The organism is Kribbella sp. NPDC051137 (assembly GCF_040682535.1).
In the GTDB taxonomy this organism is placed as follows: Bacteria; Actinomycetota; Actinomycetes; order Propionibacteriales; family Kribbellaceae; genus Kribbella; species Kribbella karoonensis.
In genome coordinates this window covers 20,104-36,421 of the sequence record NZ_JBFBBI010000005.1, presented here as the reverse complement: position 1 = coordinate 36,421, position 16,318 = coordinate 20,104, and the positions used below count along the sequence as shown (strand labels likewise).

The window sequence follows — 16,318 nt, the reverse complement described above, 5'->3', positions numbered from 1 at the left end:
TGAGGACATGACACAGAACTTTCCTCCGAACCAGCCGTATCCGCCGCAGCAGCCGGGCTACCAGCAGGGCCCGCCGCCGGGATACCAGGGCCCGCCCCCGGGTTACCAGCAGGGCCCGCCGCCCGGGTATCAGCAGGGCGGATACCAGCAGCCGGCGCCGTCCAACGTGCCGCACGTCGCGCCGCAGGGTTCGCCGTACCCGGTGCTGGTGTCGACGATGAACGACCTGCCCGGGTACACCGCGGAGAAGGTGTTCGGCGAGGTGTTCGGGCTGACCGTGCGGACCCGCGACTTCGGATCGAACTTCACCGCGAGCTTCCGGTCGCTCGGCGGCGGCGAGGTGCCGGAGTACACCCAGATGCTGGCCGAGTCGCGGCACGTCGCGGTGATGCGGATGTGCCAGATGGCGCAGCAGATGGGCGCGAACGCGATCCTCGCGATGCGGTTCGACTGCAACGAGATCGCGCAGACCATGAGCGAGGTGGCCGCCTACGGTACGGCGGTCGTCGTGCGGAAGGTCGAGCCGCCGCGGGTGCAGGACTCAACCCCTGACGAGGACGATGCCAATGACAGCTGAGCTCACCTTTCCGCCCGGATTCAGGTGGGGTGTTTCCACGTCGGCGTACCAGATCGAGGGTGCCGTGGCCGAGGGCGGCCGCGGCACCTCCACCTGGGACACGTTCTGCGCGCAGCCCGGCAAGATCCTGAACGGCGACACCGGGGCGGTCGCGTGCGACCACTACCACCGGTACGCCGAGGACGTCGCGCTGATGCGGGAGCTCGGGGTGGACACGTACCGGTTCTCGTTCGCCTGGACGCGGATCCAGCCGACCGGCAGCGGACCGGGGAACGCGGCCGGGCTGGACTTCTACGACCGGCTCGTCGACGCGCTGCTCGGCGCCGGGATCCAGCCGGCGCCGACGCTGTACCACTGGGACACGCCGCAACCGCTCGAGGACGCGGGCGGCTGGCTGAACCGGGACATCACCGAGCGGTTCGCGGAGTACGCCGGGATCCTCGGCGCCCGGTTCGCGGATCGGGTGCCGCTGTGGATCACGATCAACGAGCCGATGGTGCTGACGCTGATGGGGTACTCGCTCGGCGCCCACGCGCCCGGCAAGGAACTCCTGTTCGACGCGCTGCCGGTCGCGCATCATCAGCTGCTCGCCCACGGCCGCGCGGTGCAGGCGCTGCGGGCGGCCGGGGCTTCCCAGGTCGGGATCGCCTCCAATCACGCGCCGACCTGGCCGGCCAGTGACAGCGCCGAGGACCAGGAAGCGGCCGCGCTGTACGACAACCTGATCAACTGGCTGTTCGCCGACCCGATCCTGCTCGGCGAGTACCCGTCCGGCATGGGCGATGCGATGCCCGGGCCGGTTGCCGACGACCTCGCGGTCATCTCGACGCCGCTGGACTTCTTCGGCATCAACCACTACTCGCCGGTCTCGGTCGGCGCGGCGACCGGACAGGCCGACACCGCCGCGACCGACGGCGTACTGCTCCCGCCCGGTCTGCCGTTCGAACCGCGCACGCTGACCGGCTACCCGACCACGGACTTCGGCTGGCCGGTGGTGCCGGACGCGTTCGGCGAGATCCTGCGGACCTTCCAGCAGCGGTACGGCGAGAAGCTGCCGCCGATCTACATCACCGAGAACGGCTGCGCGATCAACGACGGGGTGTCCGACCAACGCCGGATCGACTATCTGGAGGGCTACCTTCGCTCGCTGAAGTCGGCGATCGACGACGGGGTCGACGTCCGCGGGTACTTCCAGTGGTCGCTGCTGGACAACTTCGAGTGGGCGGCCGGGTACTCGCAACGGTTCGGCCTGGTGCACGTCGACTTCGAGACCCAGGAGCGCACTCCGAAGGCGTCGTACTACTGGCTCCAGGCTCTGATAGCCCAGCACCGCCGATGAAGGAGGCGTTGGCGGAACCTACCGTGCGGGTCGGCGGTGGGTGGACGGCCGCCGTCGTACTGGCGAACGTGGGCGTGTTCGCGGCCTGGCTGGGGCCTATCCAGGTGCTGCTGGCCAAGCAGTCCGAGGCGGTTGCCCCAGGCAACAAAGAGTTCGTGTTCGGGCTGGTCACCGGGGTCGGGGCGGCGGTGTCGGTGGTGGCCAATCCGGCGTTCGGGGCGATCTCGGACCGTACGGCGTCCCGGTTCGGGCGGCGGGTGCCGTGGGTGATCGCGGGCGCTGTCGGTGGTGCCGTCGGGCTGGGGATCCTGTCCGGCGCGCGGGTGATCGCGTTGATGCTCGTCGGGTGGTGCCTGATGCAGCTCTTCGGCAACGCGCTGCTCGCGGCCGCGACCGCGGTCATCCCGGACCGCGTGCCGGTCACCCAGCGCGGCGTCGTCGGCGGCTGGGTCGCCATCTCGCAGGTCCTCGGCGCACTAGTAGGAACGGCCCTCGCCGCGTCCTTCGACAACTACACCCTTGGGTACGTCGCCTGCGCGGGTTTCCTGCTGTTGTCCGTCGTCCCGTACCTGCTCCGCAGCCACGATCAGCCGCTCACGGAGCGACCGGCGTTCGTCCTCCCCGACTTCCTGAAGAGCTTCTGGATCAGCCCGCGCCGCTACCCGGACTTCGGCTGGGCCTGGCTGACCCGGTTCCTCTTCAATGTCGGCAACGCGCTCGGCACCCTGTACCTCTTCTACTACCTTCAGGACGAGGTCGGGGTCGCTGACCCGGACACCGGCGTACTGATCCTGACCGCGATCTACAGCGTCTGCGTCCTGACCACCGCGATCAGCTTCGGCCGCTGGTCGGACCGCTCCGCCCGCCGCAAGGTCTTCGTCACCGCGTCGGGCTGGGTGATGGCCGTGGCCGGCGTCATCCTTGCCGGGTGGCCGACCTGGCCCGGCGCGATCACCGGTGCGATCGTGCTGGGCGCCGGCTTCGGCGTGTACCTGTCCGTCGACTTCGCGCTGCTCACGCAGGTCCTTCCGAACGCCCGCGACCGCGCCAAGGACCTCGGCGTCATCAACATCGCGAACTCCCTGCCGCAGGTCCTCGCCCCGGTCATCGCCGCCCCGATCGTCAAACACCTGGGCGGCTACCCGGTCCTCTACCTGCTGGCCGCCGCAGTCACCGTCCTGGCCGGCGTGCTGGTCACCCGCGTCCGATCAGTCGCCTGAGTGCCTTACCGGCGCCGGACGATGCGGTGACCTGGATGTTGCCGAGGTCCAGCCACGCAGCCAGCTGCCGCAACTCGCCGGCCAGCTTCTCGACGAAGTCGGGTACGCCGGGTTCAGCGGTGAGCGTGGGGACGACCAACGTCGACGCCGGCCGATCCGACTTCAGATCGACACGAGCCACCAGACGATCGCCGAGCAGGAACGGCAGTACGTAGTACCCGTGGACGCGCTGCGGCGCCGGGGTGTAGATGCTGATCCGGTAGAAGAAGTCGAACAGCCGCTGCGTGCGATCCCGGTTCCAGATCAGCGGGTCGAACGGCGACAGCAGCGCGCAGGCGTCCACCGGACGGTCCTCCGCCTCGTGCCAGCGGTACGCCTGCTGCTTCACCCCCTCGACCCGCACCGGCACCAGCTCACCGGCGTCCACCAGCTCGCCGATCACCTCGCGACCAGTTGCGGCAGGCAACGGAAAGTGCGCCTGCCCGGTCCCGCCGCAGAGCTCACGCAGCGTTCCGATCCCGAGCCCGCGCGCCGCGATCCGGACCAGCTCACGACGTGCCTCGGCCGCGGTCGGCTCCGGCGCCCCGAGTACGTCGGCCGGCAGCACCCGCTCGGTCAGGTCGTAGATCCGCTCGAAGTGCCGCCGCCCCGCGATCGTCACCTGCCCGGTGCAGAACAAGTACTCGATCGCGATCTTCGCGTCCTGCCAGTTCCACATCCTGCCGGTGGTCGGATCCGGGTCCGGGTCGCTGCGCTTGCGCCGTACGCCGTCCGGGCTCGCCTCACCCGCGGTCAGCGGGCCTCGTTCGGTGACCAGTCGCAGCACCTGGTCGACGTACCCCGGCCGCTCCGCGGTCAGCCGGCGCATCCCGGCGACCACCGACCAGGGCGCGGTGACGTCCGGGCTCAGCTCCTCGTCCCACACCTGCCGTTCGGCCGCCCGCATCCGCCAGCGCATCAGCGGATAGTTGCCGAGCGGGATCAGGGCGGCCTTGTGTCCCCAGAAGTACTCGAACAGCTCGCGCTCCGCGCCCCAGCTCAGGTCGTCCAGGCTCGCCCGCGGATAGTTGCCCACCCGGGCGTACACCGGCAGATAGTGCGACCGGCACAGCACGTTCACCGAGTCCAGCTGCAGTACGGCGGCCTGCCGGATCGCCCAGCGCACATCACCCCGCCGATGCGGTTCGCCGAATCCTTGGGCACTCAGCGCGATCCGCCGCGCAACCTCCGTCGAGACCTCGTCGCCCACGACCACCATGACTCGAACGTATAGCGCGACACGGGGTCACCGCTTGGAAACGGCGTACGTCAGATGGGTGACCTGGGACGACGCGTCCGTCCGGGCCTGCTCCAGCGCGATCCGGTCGGCATCCACGTGGTCGAACAGGCGGATGCCGTTGCCCAGCAGCACCGGCGAGAGCGAGATCGAGAACTCGTCGACCAGGCCGGCGTTGAGGTACTGCTGGATCGTCTCGGCACCGCCGGAGATCCGTACGTCGAGGTCGCCGGCCGCCTCGCGGGCCTGGAACAGCGCGCTCTCGATCCCGTCGTTGACGAAGTAGAACGTGGTGCCGCCCGGGCGCTCCCACGGCTCGCGCTCCGTGTGCGTGACGACGTACACCGGGGTGTGGAACGGCGCCTCCTCCGGCCAGGCCAGCTCACCGCCGTCGAACATCCGCTTGCCCATCACGTTCGCGCCGATCCGCTCCATCGTCGCCCGCGAGACCTCGTCGTCGAGCCCTTCCTCGCCGCCCTCGCCGAGCTTCAGGTTCTCCCGGAAGGAACGCTGCGGGAACAACCAGGCCTGCAACTCGCCCCACTTCCGCAGCCAGGTCTGGACCCGCGGATCGTCCTTGCCCTCGGGCGAGAACACCTCCGCGACCGTAACGTCCGCAACTGGCGCGATGAAGCCGTCGAGCGACATCGTCACGCCGAAGAACACCTTTCCAGCCATCAGTCCACGTCCTTTCCGGTGAGTTCGGCGACGTACGTCGCCAGGTTGTGCAGGGTCTGCTCGCCGCCCTCGATCGCGTGGTACTTCTCGACCGCCTCGTCGCGCAGTTCCTTGGTGGGGAACACCGCACGCATGACGATCCGGGTCTGCTCGCCGTCCGGCTCGAAGGTGAGCAGCGAGGCGAAGGCGTTCGGGTCGTCGCGGGATTCGCCGTGCACCATGGAGATCCGGGCCGGTGCGTCGATCTCGGACCAGGTGATCCACTCCTGGTACTCGGTCCCGTCCGGACCGTGCATCACGAAGTCCCAGTCGCCGCCGACGCGGAACTCGAACGACCGTGTCTTGGTGCTGAAGCCCGCCGGTCCCCACCACTGCTCGAGGTGCCGGACCTCGGTGAACGCCTCGAACACCAGCTCCCGTGGGGCGTTGATCAACCGGGAGACCACGATCTCCCGGTCAGCGGTGTCGCCGCTAATCATCCTCTGGTCCCTTTCGCTTCTCCTGCTTGAGCTCCTGCACGTACTCGTCCAGCCGGCCGAACGTCTCGTTCCAGAACTGCTCGAATCCGCCCACCCACTCGTGCACCGGCCGCAGCCCGCGGGCGTCCAGGTCGTACAGCCGCTGCTTGCCCGCTCCGCGGACCCGCACCAGCCCGACCTCCCGCAACACCCGCAGGTGCTTGGACGCCTGCGGCTGACTCATCCCCAGATCCCGGGCCACCTCGGTCACCGGCCGCTCCCCGCCCCGCAACAACACGAGAATGTCCCGCCGCTGCGGCTCCGCAATCGCATTGAACGCATCCGAGGTCGTCGCCGCCCGTGCCATAATGCGATCATATGCCTATATCGGAATACGTCAACTGGATCGCACGAAAGACTTCCTTGGGCTGCCGGTCGGGGAGCCGGACGACGCCGTACGACGCGACGTCCAGGTCGCCGGTGAACCTGTAGCCGGCGTACGTGAACCAGAACACGGTGTCGACGCCCGTTTCCTCGAAGACCTCCATCAGGTCGCGGAAGTACGCCGCCTGCTCGGCCTCGTCGCGGTGACGGTCCCCGGCGATCGTCCAGGTGTCGCGGTCGACGATCATCCAGCCGCGTGCGCCGTACGCCGCGGCGCCGCGGAACGTGCAGCACCCGAACTCGGTCACGACCACGGGCAATCCGAAGCGGTGCAACGCCCGTACCTCCGAGCGGAACGTCTGCGCGTTGAGCGCCGACCGGTACGCGTCGGCGCCGACATAGTCGAACAACGTCCAGTCGACTCGCTCGAACGGCAGCGACGCGTAGGTGACCTTGCCCGCGAAGCGCGGCCGGACGACGTCCATCACCGCGCCCAGGAAGGCGTTCAGCCGAACCGGTACGTCGGCCACGTTCTCCGGCGTCAATGCCGCGATCCGCTCGAACAGGTTCGCGCCGGGCAGGAAGCCCTGCGCGAAGATGCTCAGCTCTCCACCGGTGATCAACGCGGCCGCCGGCAACCGTTCGGCGAGTGACGCGCACTCCGCGAACAACTCCAGCAACTCGGCCCGGGCCAGGTCGCACGGGAACGGCGACAGCCACACCTCGAGCCCCGCCGCCGCAGCCTCCTCGGACGCCACGGCCAGCCGGTCCAGCTCGCTTCCGGCGATGCGTACGGCGTTGCAGTGCAGTTCTTTCGCGATGACGTGCATGTCACGGCGCACCTCGTCCCGGTCGAACGTCTTGCGGGTAAGGCCTTCCGGCATGCGCGTGCCGGTGTCGTAGTGGATGCCTTTACCGCGCATGTGCCAGCCGCCGTTTGCGGAACCAGAGCGCGCAGGCCGCCAGTAGTGCCAATGCGCCGACGTGGAGGATCGGGGAGAGGTTGGCCATCGTGTCGAGCGGGAGGGAGTAGACGAGTACCAGGCGAACGACGGCGTCCAGCAGCAGTACGGCGCCGAAGAGCCAGGTGATCGTTGTGAGGTGCTTGCTCCGAGGGGCCGGGGTGAGTAGGTAGACGAGTGGCCGGCCGAGCAGGCAGGAGCCGACCAGGGCGATCCCGGCTGCGCCTGACAGCACGGACTCCTTGGCCAGCAGGATTCGCGGATCGTCGGTGAGCAATGAGATCGCCAGCAGTACGGGGAACGTGCCGCCGATGATCGCCGCGACGACCTCCAGGCGCCGGTGCAGCAGTGCGACGAACGCGACCCGGAGCAGTGCGACGACGCCCGCGGCGACGAGGGCGGTCTGTACGTCGTAGCCGAGTCCGTGCGCGCCGTAGTACACGACGGCCGGCAAGCCCACGTCCCAGAGCAGACCGATGAGCAGTTTCCGCATGATTCCTCCTCGATAAGATACTGGTAGTAGCTTATGAAGGAGGTTGGCAGCGTGATTAGGCCGAATGTCATGGGATACGCTGGGTATCTATGAACCAGGTCACGCGCCGCCGGGGCGCCGCGCTCGAGGAGGCGATCCTGCGGGCCGCCGTCGAGGAGTTGCAGGAGGTCGGGTACCGCGACCTCACGATGGACGGTGTCGCCGCGCGGGCCGGGACCGCGAAGAACGTCATCTACCGCCGCTGGCCGAGCCGGGCGGCGCTCTGCCTCGCGGCGTACCGGCAGATGCTGCCGACCGGCTCCGACGGTGCGCCCGACACCGGGTCGCTGCGGGGTGACGCGCTGGCCTTGCTGACCCGGGCGAACGACCGGATGGCCTCACCGGTCGGGAAGATCCTCCGCGAACTGCTGGCCGACATCCACACCGATCCCGAGCGGATGGGTGAGCTCCGCGATCAGGTCGCCCGGGCCGGCGTCGCGCACTGGCTCACCGCCCTGGCCCGCGCCGCCGCCCGCGGTGAGGTCGGCGAGGCGGCGCTGACCCCGCGGGTCGCCACAGTCGCGGTCGACCTGCTCCGCAACGAGTACGCGCTGAATGGTGCCAGGTCCGTCGCGCCCGAGGTCCTGGCCGAGATCGTCGACCAGGTGTTCATTCCGTTGACGACGAGGTCATGAAGTCCCTCAGTACGTCGAAGTCCGCAGTCTCCAGGGGGACCAGGCCGCGGCGGAGCTGGTAGCCCCAGTTCGCTCCGCGGGTCAGTTCGAGTTCGACGTCGCGGAGCATCGCCCGGCGGACCGGGAGGAACTCGATCCGCCGGCGCCACGGCTGGATCGTGCCGCGTTCGCCCATCGACATCGGTTCGGCCTGGTACGGCGCGTCGTCGGCGACCACGCCGAGCGCCGTGAACGCCCGCAGCGGCCGCTTCTCGCCGTACAACTCGGTCGGCGAGTAGATCGCGAACCCGTCGCCGCGCCGCAGCCGGGCCACGCCGTACCGCTTGCCGTGATTGAGCTGGATGAAGCCGCCCTGGACGGCCCGCTGGGTGTGGTTCGCGGAGACCACACCCAGCCAGGCCCTGTGCATCTCGTTCATGCACCTACTGTCAGGCAGAAATTACGACATCTTTCGTCATGATTTGCCGGCGGAGTTTCGCGATCAGCGGCCAGCCGATCATCAGCAGGATCACCGCGTAGATCACGTACGCGACCGGCCCGCCGACCAGGCCGGACGCGTCGCCGTTCGAAAGCTGCAACGCCATCCGGGCCTGCCGCTCCGCGATCGGGCCGAGGATGACACCGATGATCAGCGGCAACACCGGAAGCCCGAAGCGGCGCATCCCGAATCCGAGCAGGCCGAGCAGCAGGAGCAGCAGCAGGTCGAGCGGCTGCGCGTTCACGGCGTACGCACCCATCGAGGCGAAGAAGATGATGCCGGCGTACAGGTACGGACGCGGGATCTGCAGGAGCTTCGCCCACGCCGGTGCCAGTGGCAGGTTGAGCAGCAGCAGGAACAGGTTGCCGATGAACAGGCTCGCGATCAGCGCCCACACCAGCTTCGGCTCGCGCTGGAACAGCAACGGCCCGGGCTGGATGCCGTACGACGTGAACGCCGCCAGCATCACCGCCGCCGTCGCGTTCGTGGGGAGGCCCAACGCCAGCATCGGCACCAGGGTCCCGGCCGCCGACGCGTTGTTCGCCGCCTCCGGCCCCGCGACGCCCTCGATCGCGCCGTTCCCGAACTCCTCCGGGTGCTTGGACAGCTTCTTCTCGGTCGCGTACGACAGGAACGTCGGGATCTCCGCGCCGCCGGCCGGCAACGCTCCGATCGGGAAGCCGTACGCCGTACCGCGCAGCCACGGCTTCCACGACCGTCGCCAGTCCGACCTGCCCATCCACGGGCGGCCGACCGGGATCACCGTGCCGGGGTTGCGCCGCAGGTGCGCCGCGACCCAGAGTGCCTCGCCGACCGCGAAGATGCCGACGGCAACCACTACGACGTCGATGCCGTCGGCAAGCTGTGGGATGCCGAGCGTCAGCCGCTGCTGGCCGGTCACCTTGTCGATCCCGACCAGGCCGATGACCAGGCCGAGCAGCAGTGCCGCGAACCCGCGGATTCGCGACGACCCGAGCACCGACGTGGCGCCCGCGAACGCGAGCAGCATGATCGCCAGGTAGTCCGGCGCGCCCAGGCTGATCGCGAACTTCACCACCTGCGGCGCGACCAGCACCAGCAGCATGGTGCCGATCGTGCCCGCGACGAAGGACCCGATCGCGGCCGTTGCGAGCGCCTGCGCGGCCCGCCCGGCGCGGGCCATCTTGTTGCCCTCGATCGCCGTCACCACCGACGACGACTCCCCGGGCGTGTTCAGCAGGATCGACGTGGTGGAGCCGCCGTACATGCCGCCGTAGAAGATGCCGGCGAACATGATGAACGCCTGCACCGGCTCCAGCCCGTACGTGATCGGCAGCAGCAGCGCGACCGTCATCGCCGGGCCGATCCCGGGCAGCACGCCGACCGCCGTACCGACGGTGACGCCGAGCAGCGCGAGCAGCAGGTTGACCGGGGTGAGCACGTCGCCGAACCCGGCCAGCAGGTTCATCAGGTTGTCCATCAGAGAATCCCTTGCAGTACGCCGGCCGGCAGGCCGACCCCGAGCCCGATCGCGAACCCGTAGAACGTGGCCAGCGACAGCGCGACCGCGATGAACAGGTTGCGGATGTGATGCCGGCTGCCGAGCGCGAACGCCGAACCCCAGAACAGCAGGGTCCCGCTGATCACCCAGCCGAGCGGCTCGATGGTCGCCAGGTTGATCACGAACGCGGCGATCAGCAGCAGTACGGTGCGCCAGTCGACCGGGGACGTCACGTCGACGTCCTCACCCTCCTCGGCCGCGCCGGTGCCGCCGCGGGCCACGTCCACGGCGTACAGCGCAGCGACCACCAGCAGGAGTGCGCCGAGCGCGATCGGCACCGGTTTCGGGCCGATCGGATCGTTGCTGGTGGCAATGTGCGGGAGCCGGGCGGCGTCGACGATCACCAGCACGCCGACCACCGCCAGGAACCCGCACACAACGTACTGCGCCGTGTCCCGCCGAGTCTCTTGCCGAGCCTCGGCGGCGCTCACGACGCCAGACCCAGCTTCGTGAGAATGTCCGCGACGGCCTTGTCCTGGTCGGTGAGGAACGTACCGAACTCGTCACCGGTGACGAACGCGTCGGTCCAGCCGTGCTTCTTCTCCTCGGCCTTCCATTCGGCGGAGTCGTGCATCTTGGTCAGCGCGTCGATCCAGACCTTCTTGTCCTCGTCGCTGATCCCGGGCGGTGCCACGATCCCGCGCCAGTTCGTGAACACCAGGTCGATACCGGAGCTCTTCAGCGTCGGAACGTCCTTCAGCGCCTCGATCGGCTGCTCGCTGCTCACCGCGAGGACCCGGACCTGGCCGCTCTCCACCTGGTCGAGGAACTCGCCGAAACCGCTGGTCCCGAACGCGATCTTGCTCCCGAGCAGCGCGGGCAGCAGCTCGCCGCCGCCGTCGTACGAGACGAAGTTGACGTCCTTCGGCTCGATGCCGACCGCCTGCGCGAGCTGCATCGGCAGCAGGTGGTCCGGTCCGCCCGGCGAGGAACCGCCGCCGACCGCCATCCCCTTCGGGTTCGCCTTCCAGGCGGTGACGAGATCCTGGATCGTCTTGTACGGCGAGTTCTTCGGGACCACGATCGCGCCGGCCTCCTCGATCAGCTTCGCGATCGGGGTGGTCTGGGTGAGCGTGGCCTTGGACTTCGACGTGTACGTCGCACCGACGACGCCGAGGCCCATCTGCATCGCGAGCTTGCCGTTGCCCTTCTCGTTCACGATCCGCTGCAGGCCGACCGTCCCGCCCGCGCCGGGCAGGTTGAACACCTGCACGCCGGTGGCGATCTTCGCGTCCTCCATGGTCTTGGCGGCGGTCCGGGCGGTGGTGTCGTACCCGCCACCGGCCGTGTTCGGGACCATCAGCCGCAACCCGGTGGCCGGCTTCCCGCTGTCCTCGTTCGCAGCGTCGGTCTTGTTCGCGGTCGCCCCGCAGGCGGTGACGCCGAGCAGCGCAAGTGCTGCGATCAGCAGTGGCCTGGACCTCATGGTGGCGGTTCCTTTCAGGGGGGTCAGGTGGCGACGATCGTGGACCTCCGAGGTTGTCCGAGTCTGCGTTGTGGCCGCAGCGGTGGTTGAGTTCATTGTGGTCACAGGCCGAATCGCGGTGAACTGTGGCACTCGGGCGCCACAACGGTGATCATGCGGCAGGACCTGTAGGGAGGTGAAGATGGCGGTAGGACTCGGCAGGCGGCCGACGCTGGCCGGGCAGTTGCTGGTGCTGCAGCTGGCGATCGTGGTGGTCGTGCTGGTCGCGGTCGCCGCTGTCTCGCTCGCGCAGTCCGCTGCCACCTTCAACCGGGTCGAGGGCCGCCGGGTCACCTTGCTGGCCGAGCAACTGTCCGGGAGCCCCGCCCTGCGGTTCAACATCCGGAACCCGGCGCCCGCGGAGATGCTCGCGCCCGCGCTGCAGACCAGCCTCGCGCAGTCCGGCGTCACCTCGATCACGGTGGCGAACTCGGCGGGAAGGGTGATCGCGGCAACCAATCCGACGCTGATCGGCACAGATCTCACCTACGGTGATCCGGCCGGCGACAAGCGTCGCGGCTGGTCGGGCGAGCTGCGGGTCGACAGCTCCCGGGAGCTGGTCGCACAGGTTCCCGTGCTCAGCGAGGGCCGGGACAGGTTCGGCCGGCCGGACGGGACCCTCGGCGACCAGATCGGCACCGTGATGGTGGGCGAGCGGTCACCGTCCGTACTGCAGCGGCTGCGCGGCGCGTCGTCGTACCTGGCGATCTACCTCGGGATCGCCTGCGTGCTCGGCCTGCTCGGGTCGTGGCTGCTGGCACGGCGGATCAAGCGGCAGACGCTCGGGCTCGAACCGCGCGAGATCGCCGGATTGGCCGAGCACCGGGAAGCCATGCTGTACGGGCTCGCCGAGGGAGTCGTTGCCCTCGACCCCCAGCTCCGGGTGACGCTGGTGAACGATGTCGGCCGCCGTTTGCTCGACCTGCCGGAAAACGCTGTCGGAAAGTTCCTGCGGGAGCTCGGGATCGAGGGCCGCCTGTGCGAAGTGCTGTCCGGCGACGACGAGGCGCGCGACGCGGTCGTCGTACGCCGCGGCCGGGTGCTGGTGATGAACCGGATGAGCGTGGTCAAGGACGGGAGGTCGCTGGGCTCCGTCACCACGCTGCGCGACCGCACCGAGCTGGCGCAGCTCGAGCGGGAGCTCGGGTCGTTCCGCTCGTCCGCGGAGCTGCTGCGGGCGCAGACGCACGAGTTCGCGAACCAGCTGCACACGATTTCCGGGCTGATCCAGATCGGGGAGTACGACGAGGTGGTCACGTACGTCGGCGCACTCAACCGCTACCGTGAATCGCTCGACCTGACCGTGACCCGGCGGGTCCACGACACCACGGTCGCCGCCCTGCTGATGGCGAAGTCCTCGCTCGCGGCCGAACGCCGCGTCGAGCTCCGGGTGTCCGAGCGGACCACCCTGCTCCGCCTCGACCCGGCGCTGTCCGCGGACATCGCGACCGTACTCGGCAACCTCGTCGACAACGCGGTCGACGCCGCCGCGCAGTCCGGTACGCCGCTGTCGCCCGCCTGGGTCGAGGTCGAACTCCGGCAGGACGCGATCTCGGTGGAGATCGTGGTCCGGGACTCCGGACCCGGCGTCGCGCCGGAGCTGGCGCAGGAGGTGTTCGCGCACGGGTTCACCACCAAGGCCGCCGCCGAGGGCGAACGCGGCATCGGGCTGGCGATGACCCGGATGATCTGCCGGCGCCGCGGCGGCGAGGTCGCCGTCACCAACCTGACCGAGGGCGGCGCCGCGTTCATCGCGCGGATGTCCACCCAACGCACACCGGAAGGAGCCCGATGATCACGGTCCTGGTCGTCGACGACGACTTCATGGTGGCCCGCATCCACCGCGGCTTCGTCGACCGCGTGGACGGCTTCGAGGTCGTCGGTACGGCGAACTCCGGCGACGCCGCCGTCTCCGCGCTGGAGTCGCTGACGCCGGACCTGGTGCTGCTGGACCTGTACCTGCCCGACGTCTTCGGGCTGGACCTGATCGCCCGGCTCCGCGCCGTACAGCCGTCCGTCGACATCCTTGTCATCACCGCCGCCCGCGAGGCCGAGGCCGTCCGGGGCGCCGTCCGCCAAGGGGTCGTGAACTACCTGCTGAAACCGTTCGGTTTTGAGGATCTGCGGGCGCGGCTGCAGGAGTACGCCCGCCGGCGCGCCAGCATCCCGTCCCAGGTCACCTCACAGGCGGACGTCGACCGCGTCCTCGACCCCGCCCGCCCACTCGTCAACCGCCTCCCCAAAGGCCTCTCCCAGGAAACCACCGACCTCGTCACGACCGCCCTCCGCAACACCCCCGAAAACCTCTCCGCCGCCGAGTGCGCCGAACTCATCGGCATCTCCCGCGTGAGCGCCCGCCGCTACCTCGAGTTCCTCACCACCCAGGGCCAGGCCGAAGTAACCCTCCGCTACGGCACCACCGGCCGCCCCGAACGCCGCTACACCTGGAAAATCTAGAAGCCGACCGGATGTGTGAAGGGGATGCGGTCATCCCCCGCACACAGACCAGGTGCTCCGCTCGCTCCCGCCCCTGCTCTGTGCGCTCCACCCACCCGGTCCCGCCCCCGCTCTGCGCTCCACCCACCCGCCGGCTTGGCGCCGGGCTTCTGCCCGCTGCCGCCGGGCGAGTTGCGAGCTGCTGCTCGCGGGTGACTGCGAGGCGAACGCACTCCGCGAAGCCGCAGGTGGTGGGTGGCGCGGGTTGTGAGCGCGTCGAGGTGGTGAGTGGGAGGTCGAGGTCGCGCCGGACAGGTGTGCCGTGGGTGACCGGTCCGGGCCGGCCGGTGCTCTCTGCGGGGACCGTGCATACCTCCTGGTGTCGGGCGACAAGCTATGGCTTGTTCCGCGACCCCACAGCTTGTTCACCGGCCCCAGCACCTGTCGCAGGATCGGCGACCCGCCCAGAGCCGGGCTCGGACTCGCCGCCACGTGCGCATCCCGGCACACCGCACGCTGTACAACGCCGACGTGCCCCGGACGTTCGCCCACAACGCGACGCGGACCTGCAGGACGTGGACCTGCACGGCGTGGACCTGCACGGCGTGGACCTGCACGGGGTGGACCTGCACGGGGTGGACGCGGTCGTCCGCCTCAGCACGTCCCAGCGCCGCCCTGGCAGTCGGCTGCGCAGCACGCCAGGACGGGCCACGCGCTCCGTTCAACGCACCCGCCCGTCCCAACATCTCCAGCCACCACTCACCACACGAAGCCGCAGGCACCTAGTGTTTGGCGGCGCGGGCTGCAGCCTCGATCTGTGCCCGGTGGGCCGGCCAATCAACCGAAGGATCGGCGGCCGTCGCGCCGTCCAGTTGTTCGCGGAGGATGTCGGCGTGGCCGGCGTGGCGGTTGGTTTCGGTGAGGACGTGGACCAGGACGTTGAACAGCATCACGTCGGGGCGCGGCCACCAGGGGACCGTTGCGCGGGTGTCGATCGGGAGTGCCTCGATCGTGCTGTCGGCGTGCGCGCAGGCCCGCGCGTAGTTGGTGAGGATCTGCGCGCGCGTCTCGTGTTCCGGCACCCACAGGTGATGCCGGTTCGCATACCCCGCGTCGGTGAAGTTCGGGAGCGCCACCGGATACGGCCGGTCGAAGACGGAGCCGAAGTACCGGGCCTCGGTCAGCGTGAGGTGTTTGATCAGCCCGAGCACGTTGGTTCCGGTGTGCGTGAGCGGCCGGCGTACGTCGTACTCCGACAACCCCTCGACCTTGCCCACCAGCGACTCGCGGACGAAGCGGAGCGCGTCGTGCAGGTACGCCTTCGCGAAGTCGTCGATCACGGCTCGACCTGCTCGACGGTAGCGGCGTGGCGTTCGGCCAGGGCGTGGTAGACGGCGGCGTTGTGGTCGACGAAGAGCTTGGCGGTACCGTCCAGCGGGACGATCTTCTTGGCGGGGCTGCCCATGGCGACCGATTCCGGCGGTATGACGGTGCCAGGCGTGACGGTGGAGCCGGCGGCGACCAGGGAGCGTTCGCCGACGACGGCTCCGTCCAGCACGATGGCGCCGTTGCCGACGAGGGCTTGTTCGCCGATGGCGCAGTCGTGGACGAGGCACTGGTGGCCGACAGTCGCGTTCGGGCCGATCTCGCAGCCGTTGTGGCCGACGTGGATGACCGTGTTGTCCTGGATGTTCGCGCCCTCGCGGATGGTGATCGTGCCCAGGTCGGCGCGGATCACCGCGCCGTACCAGATGGAGACCCCGGCCTCGACGACCACGTCGCCGACGAGCGTCGCGGTGGGCGCGATCCAGGCGTCGGGGTGCACGGTCGGACGTTTACCTTCGAACGAGTACAACGGCATGCCGACACCTTAGGGTGCGTCGCGGAGTTGGGTGTGGATCTGGCCGAGGATGTTCAGTGACACGACGAAGTCCAGTACTTCGAGGTTGTCGAGGGCGATCTCGCCGCCGAGTTGCGGCGGGTGGGCGAACGAGTACACCTGGTCCCCGGACGGTACGACGCCCTCGTCGGCGGCGCCGAACACGAGCCCGGCCAGCAGGTACTGGTCCTGCCCCTCCTCCGTGTTCAGCTCCCGCTCCAGCTCCTGCGCGCTCGACCAGCGGTGGGTGAGCGTGCCCTCCAGCGTGTCCAGCCACCAGAACCCGTCCGCCGCCTGGAAGAACACGTCACCGAACGGCGACGTGAACAGCGGAACCTTCCCTTCGAGGTCGAGGAAGATCCACGACTCGAGAGCGTGCGCGTACTGCGTGTCGGTGAACGTCCGGGTCAGGTCCATGCGCCAATCCTGCATCAGGGTGAAACCCGATGTGCGGGAGCC

The 16,318-nt window shown here is 69.3% G+C and carries 19 protein-coding genes and 1 pseudogene; 7 read left to right on the top strand and 13 right to left on the bottom strand.

The features are described 5' to 3' along the window. The first annotated feature begins 7 nt into the window (after positions 1–7). From AB0M51_RS26175 to AB0M51_RS26165, 3 genes are read left to right on the top strand one after another with little or no spacing between them, the layout of a single operon-like run. Entirely contained in the window at positions 8–577 is a 570-nt protein-coding gene (locus AB0M51_RS26175) for a heavy metal-binding domain-containing protein (protein ID WP_363750871.1), read from the top strand. Continuing rightward, a complete protein-coding gene (locus tag AB0M51_RS26170) occupies positions 567–1,916 on the top strand; it encodes a GH1 family beta-glucosidase (protein ID WP_363750869.1) in 1,350 nt (449 codons plus the stop codon). Before AB0M51_RS26175 ends, AB0M51_RS26170 begins: the two co-directional genes overlap by 11 nt. Further along, positions 1,913–3,136, top strand: coding sequence for an MFS transporter (locus tag AB0M51_RS26165; RefSeq protein WP_344199993.1), 1,224 nt, complete (start codon positions 1,913–1,915; stop codon positions 3,134–3,136). Before AB0M51_RS26170 ends, AB0M51_RS26165 begins: the two co-directional genes overlap by 4 nt. On the opposite strand, the gene AB0M51_RS26160 is transcribed toward AB0M51_RS26165, so the two are convergent. The 6 genes from AB0M51_RS26160 to AB0M51_RS26135 are packed head-to-tail and all read right to left on the bottom strand — an operon-like array spanning position 3,111 to position 7,387. Then, on the bottom strand, positions 3,111–4,394 hold the full coding sequence (locus AB0M51_RS26160; protein WP_344199991.1) for a crosslink repair DNA glycosylase YcaQ family protein: 1,284 nt from the start codon (positions 4,392–4,394) through the stop codon (positions 3,111–3,113). The genes AB0M51_RS26165 and AB0M51_RS26160 overlap by 26 nt on opposite strands. A 27-nt stretch (positions 4,395–4,421) precedes the next feature. Then, on the bottom strand, positions 4,422–5,090 hold the full coding sequence (locus AB0M51_RS26155; protein ID WP_344199989.1) for a dihydrofolate reductase family protein: 669 nt from the start codon (positions 5,088–5,090) through the stop codon (positions 4,422–4,424). After that, positions 5,090–5,569 carry an SRPBCC family protein gene (locus AB0M51_RS26150; RefSeq protein WP_344199986.1) on the bottom strand — a complete coding sequence of 160 codons (480 nt, stop codon included), beginning with the start codon at positions 5,567–5,569 and terminating at the stop codon, positions 5,090–5,092. Before AB0M51_RS26150 ends, AB0M51_RS26155 begins: the two co-directional genes overlap by 1 nt. After that, a complete protein-coding gene (locus AB0M51_RS26145) occupies positions 5,562–5,915 on the bottom strand; it encodes a metalloregulator ArsR/SmtB family transcription factor (RefSeq protein ID WP_344199983.1) in 354 nt (117 codons plus the stop codon). Before AB0M51_RS26145 ends, AB0M51_RS26150 begins: the two co-directional genes overlap by 8 nt. A 7-nt stretch (positions 5,916–5,922) precedes the next feature. Continuing rightward, positions 5,923–6,855: a hypothetical protein gene (locus tag AB0M51_RS26140; RefSeq protein ID WP_344199981.1), complete on the bottom strand. Its 933-nt coding sequence runs from the start codon at positions 6,853–6,855 to the stop codon at positions 5,923–5,925. Then, positions 6,845–7,387, bottom strand: a complete 543-nt coding sequence (locus AB0M51_RS26135) for a VC0807 family protein (protein ID WP_344199979.1) — start codon at positions 7,385–7,387, stop codon at positions 6,845–6,847. The genes AB0M51_RS26140 and AB0M51_RS26135 overlap by 11 nt, the downstream gene beginning before the upstream one ends. An 89-nt stretch (positions 7,388–7,476) precedes the next feature. Between AB0M51_RS26135 and AB0M51_RS26130 the strand changes: the two genes are divergently transcribed. Continuing rightward, the gene (locus tag AB0M51_RS26130; RefSeq protein ID WP_344199976.1) at positions 7,477–8,061 is read left to right on the top strand and encodes a TetR/AcrR family transcriptional regulator; all 585 of its coding nucleotides are present in this window, start codon (positions 7,477–7,479) and stop codon (positions 8,059–8,061) included. On the opposite strand, the gene AB0M51_RS26125 is transcribed toward AB0M51_RS26130, so the two are convergent. The 4 genes from AB0M51_RS26125 to AB0M51_RS26110 are packed head-to-tail and all read right to left on the bottom strand — an operon-like array spanning position 8,036 to position 11,505. After that, positions 8,036–8,479: a hypothetical protein gene (locus AB0M51_RS26125; protein ID WP_344199974.1), complete on the bottom strand. Its 444-nt coding sequence runs from the start codon at positions 8,477–8,479 to the stop codon at positions 8,036–8,038. The genes AB0M51_RS26130 and AB0M51_RS26125 overlap by 26 nt on opposite strands. Positions 8,480–8,489: 10 nt before the next feature. Beyond that, positions 8,490–9,998, bottom strand: a complete 1,509-nt coding sequence (locus AB0M51_RS26120; RefSeq protein ID WP_344199971.1) for a tripartite tricarboxylate transporter permease — start codon at positions 9,996–9,998, stop codon at positions 8,490–8,492. Continuing rightward, complete coding sequence (locus tag AB0M51_RS26115; protein ID WP_344199968.1) at positions 9,998–10,510, bottom strand: tripartite tricarboxylate transporter TctB family protein; 513 nt, start codon at positions 10,508–10,510, stop codon at positions 9,998–10,000. Before AB0M51_RS26115 ends, AB0M51_RS26120 begins: the two co-directional genes overlap by 1 nt. Then, on the bottom strand, positions 10,507–11,505 hold the full coding sequence (locus tag AB0M51_RS26110) for a tripartite tricarboxylate transporter substrate binding protein (RefSeq protein ID WP_344199965.1): 999 nt from the start codon (positions 11,503–11,505) through the stop codon (positions 10,507–10,509). The genes AB0M51_RS26115 and AB0M51_RS26110 overlap by 4 nt, the downstream gene beginning before the upstream one ends. Before the next feature lie 181 nt (positions 11,506–11,686). On the opposite strand from AB0M51_RS26110, the gene AB0M51_RS26105 reads away from it, so the two are divergent. The 3 genes and pseudogenes from AB0M51_RS26105 to AB0M51_RS26095 all read left to right on the top strand — a co-directional run. After that, a complete protein-coding gene (locus tag AB0M51_RS26105) occupies positions 11,687–13,339 on the top strand; it encodes an ATP-binding protein (RefSeq protein WP_344199962.1) in 1,653 nt (550 codons plus the stop codon). Further along, positions 13,336–14,001, top strand: coding sequence for a response regulator (locus AB0M51_RS26100; protein ID WP_363750861.1), 666 nt, complete (start codon positions 13,336–13,338; stop codon positions 13,999–14,001). The genes AB0M51_RS26105 and AB0M51_RS26100 overlap by 4 nt, the downstream gene beginning before the upstream one ends. Positions 14,002–14,012: 11 nt before the next feature. Then, a pseudogene (locus AB0M51_RS26095) lies at positions 14,013–14,609 on the top strand (pentapeptide repeat-containing protein); the annotation flags it as partial. Positions 14,610–14,762: 153 nt separating this feature from the next. Here the strand turns inward: AB0M51_RS26095 and AB0M51_RS26090 are convergent. From AB0M51_RS26090 to AB0M51_RS26080, 3 genes are read right to left on the bottom strand one after another with little or no spacing between them, the layout of a single operon-like run. Beyond that, entirely contained in the window at positions 14,763–15,320 is a 558-nt protein-coding gene (locus AB0M51_RS26090) for a DinB family protein (protein WP_344199954.1), read from the bottom strand. Beyond that, the gene (locus AB0M51_RS26085) at positions 15,317–15,841 is read right to left on the bottom strand and encodes a gamma carbonic anhydrase family protein (protein ID WP_344199951.1); all 525 of its coding nucleotides are present in this window, start codon (positions 15,839–15,841) and stop codon (positions 15,317–15,319) included. The genes AB0M51_RS26090 and AB0M51_RS26085 overlap by 4 nt, the downstream gene beginning before the upstream one ends. Before the next feature lie 9 nt (positions 15,842–15,850). Next, the gene (locus AB0M51_RS26080; protein ID WP_344199949.1) at positions 15,851–16,276 is read right to left on the bottom strand and encodes a T6SS immunity protein Tdi1 domain-containing protein; all 426 of its coding nucleotides are present in this window, start codon (positions 16,274–16,276) and stop codon (positions 15,851–15,853) included. Positions 16,277–16,318: the final 42 nt, after the last annotated feature.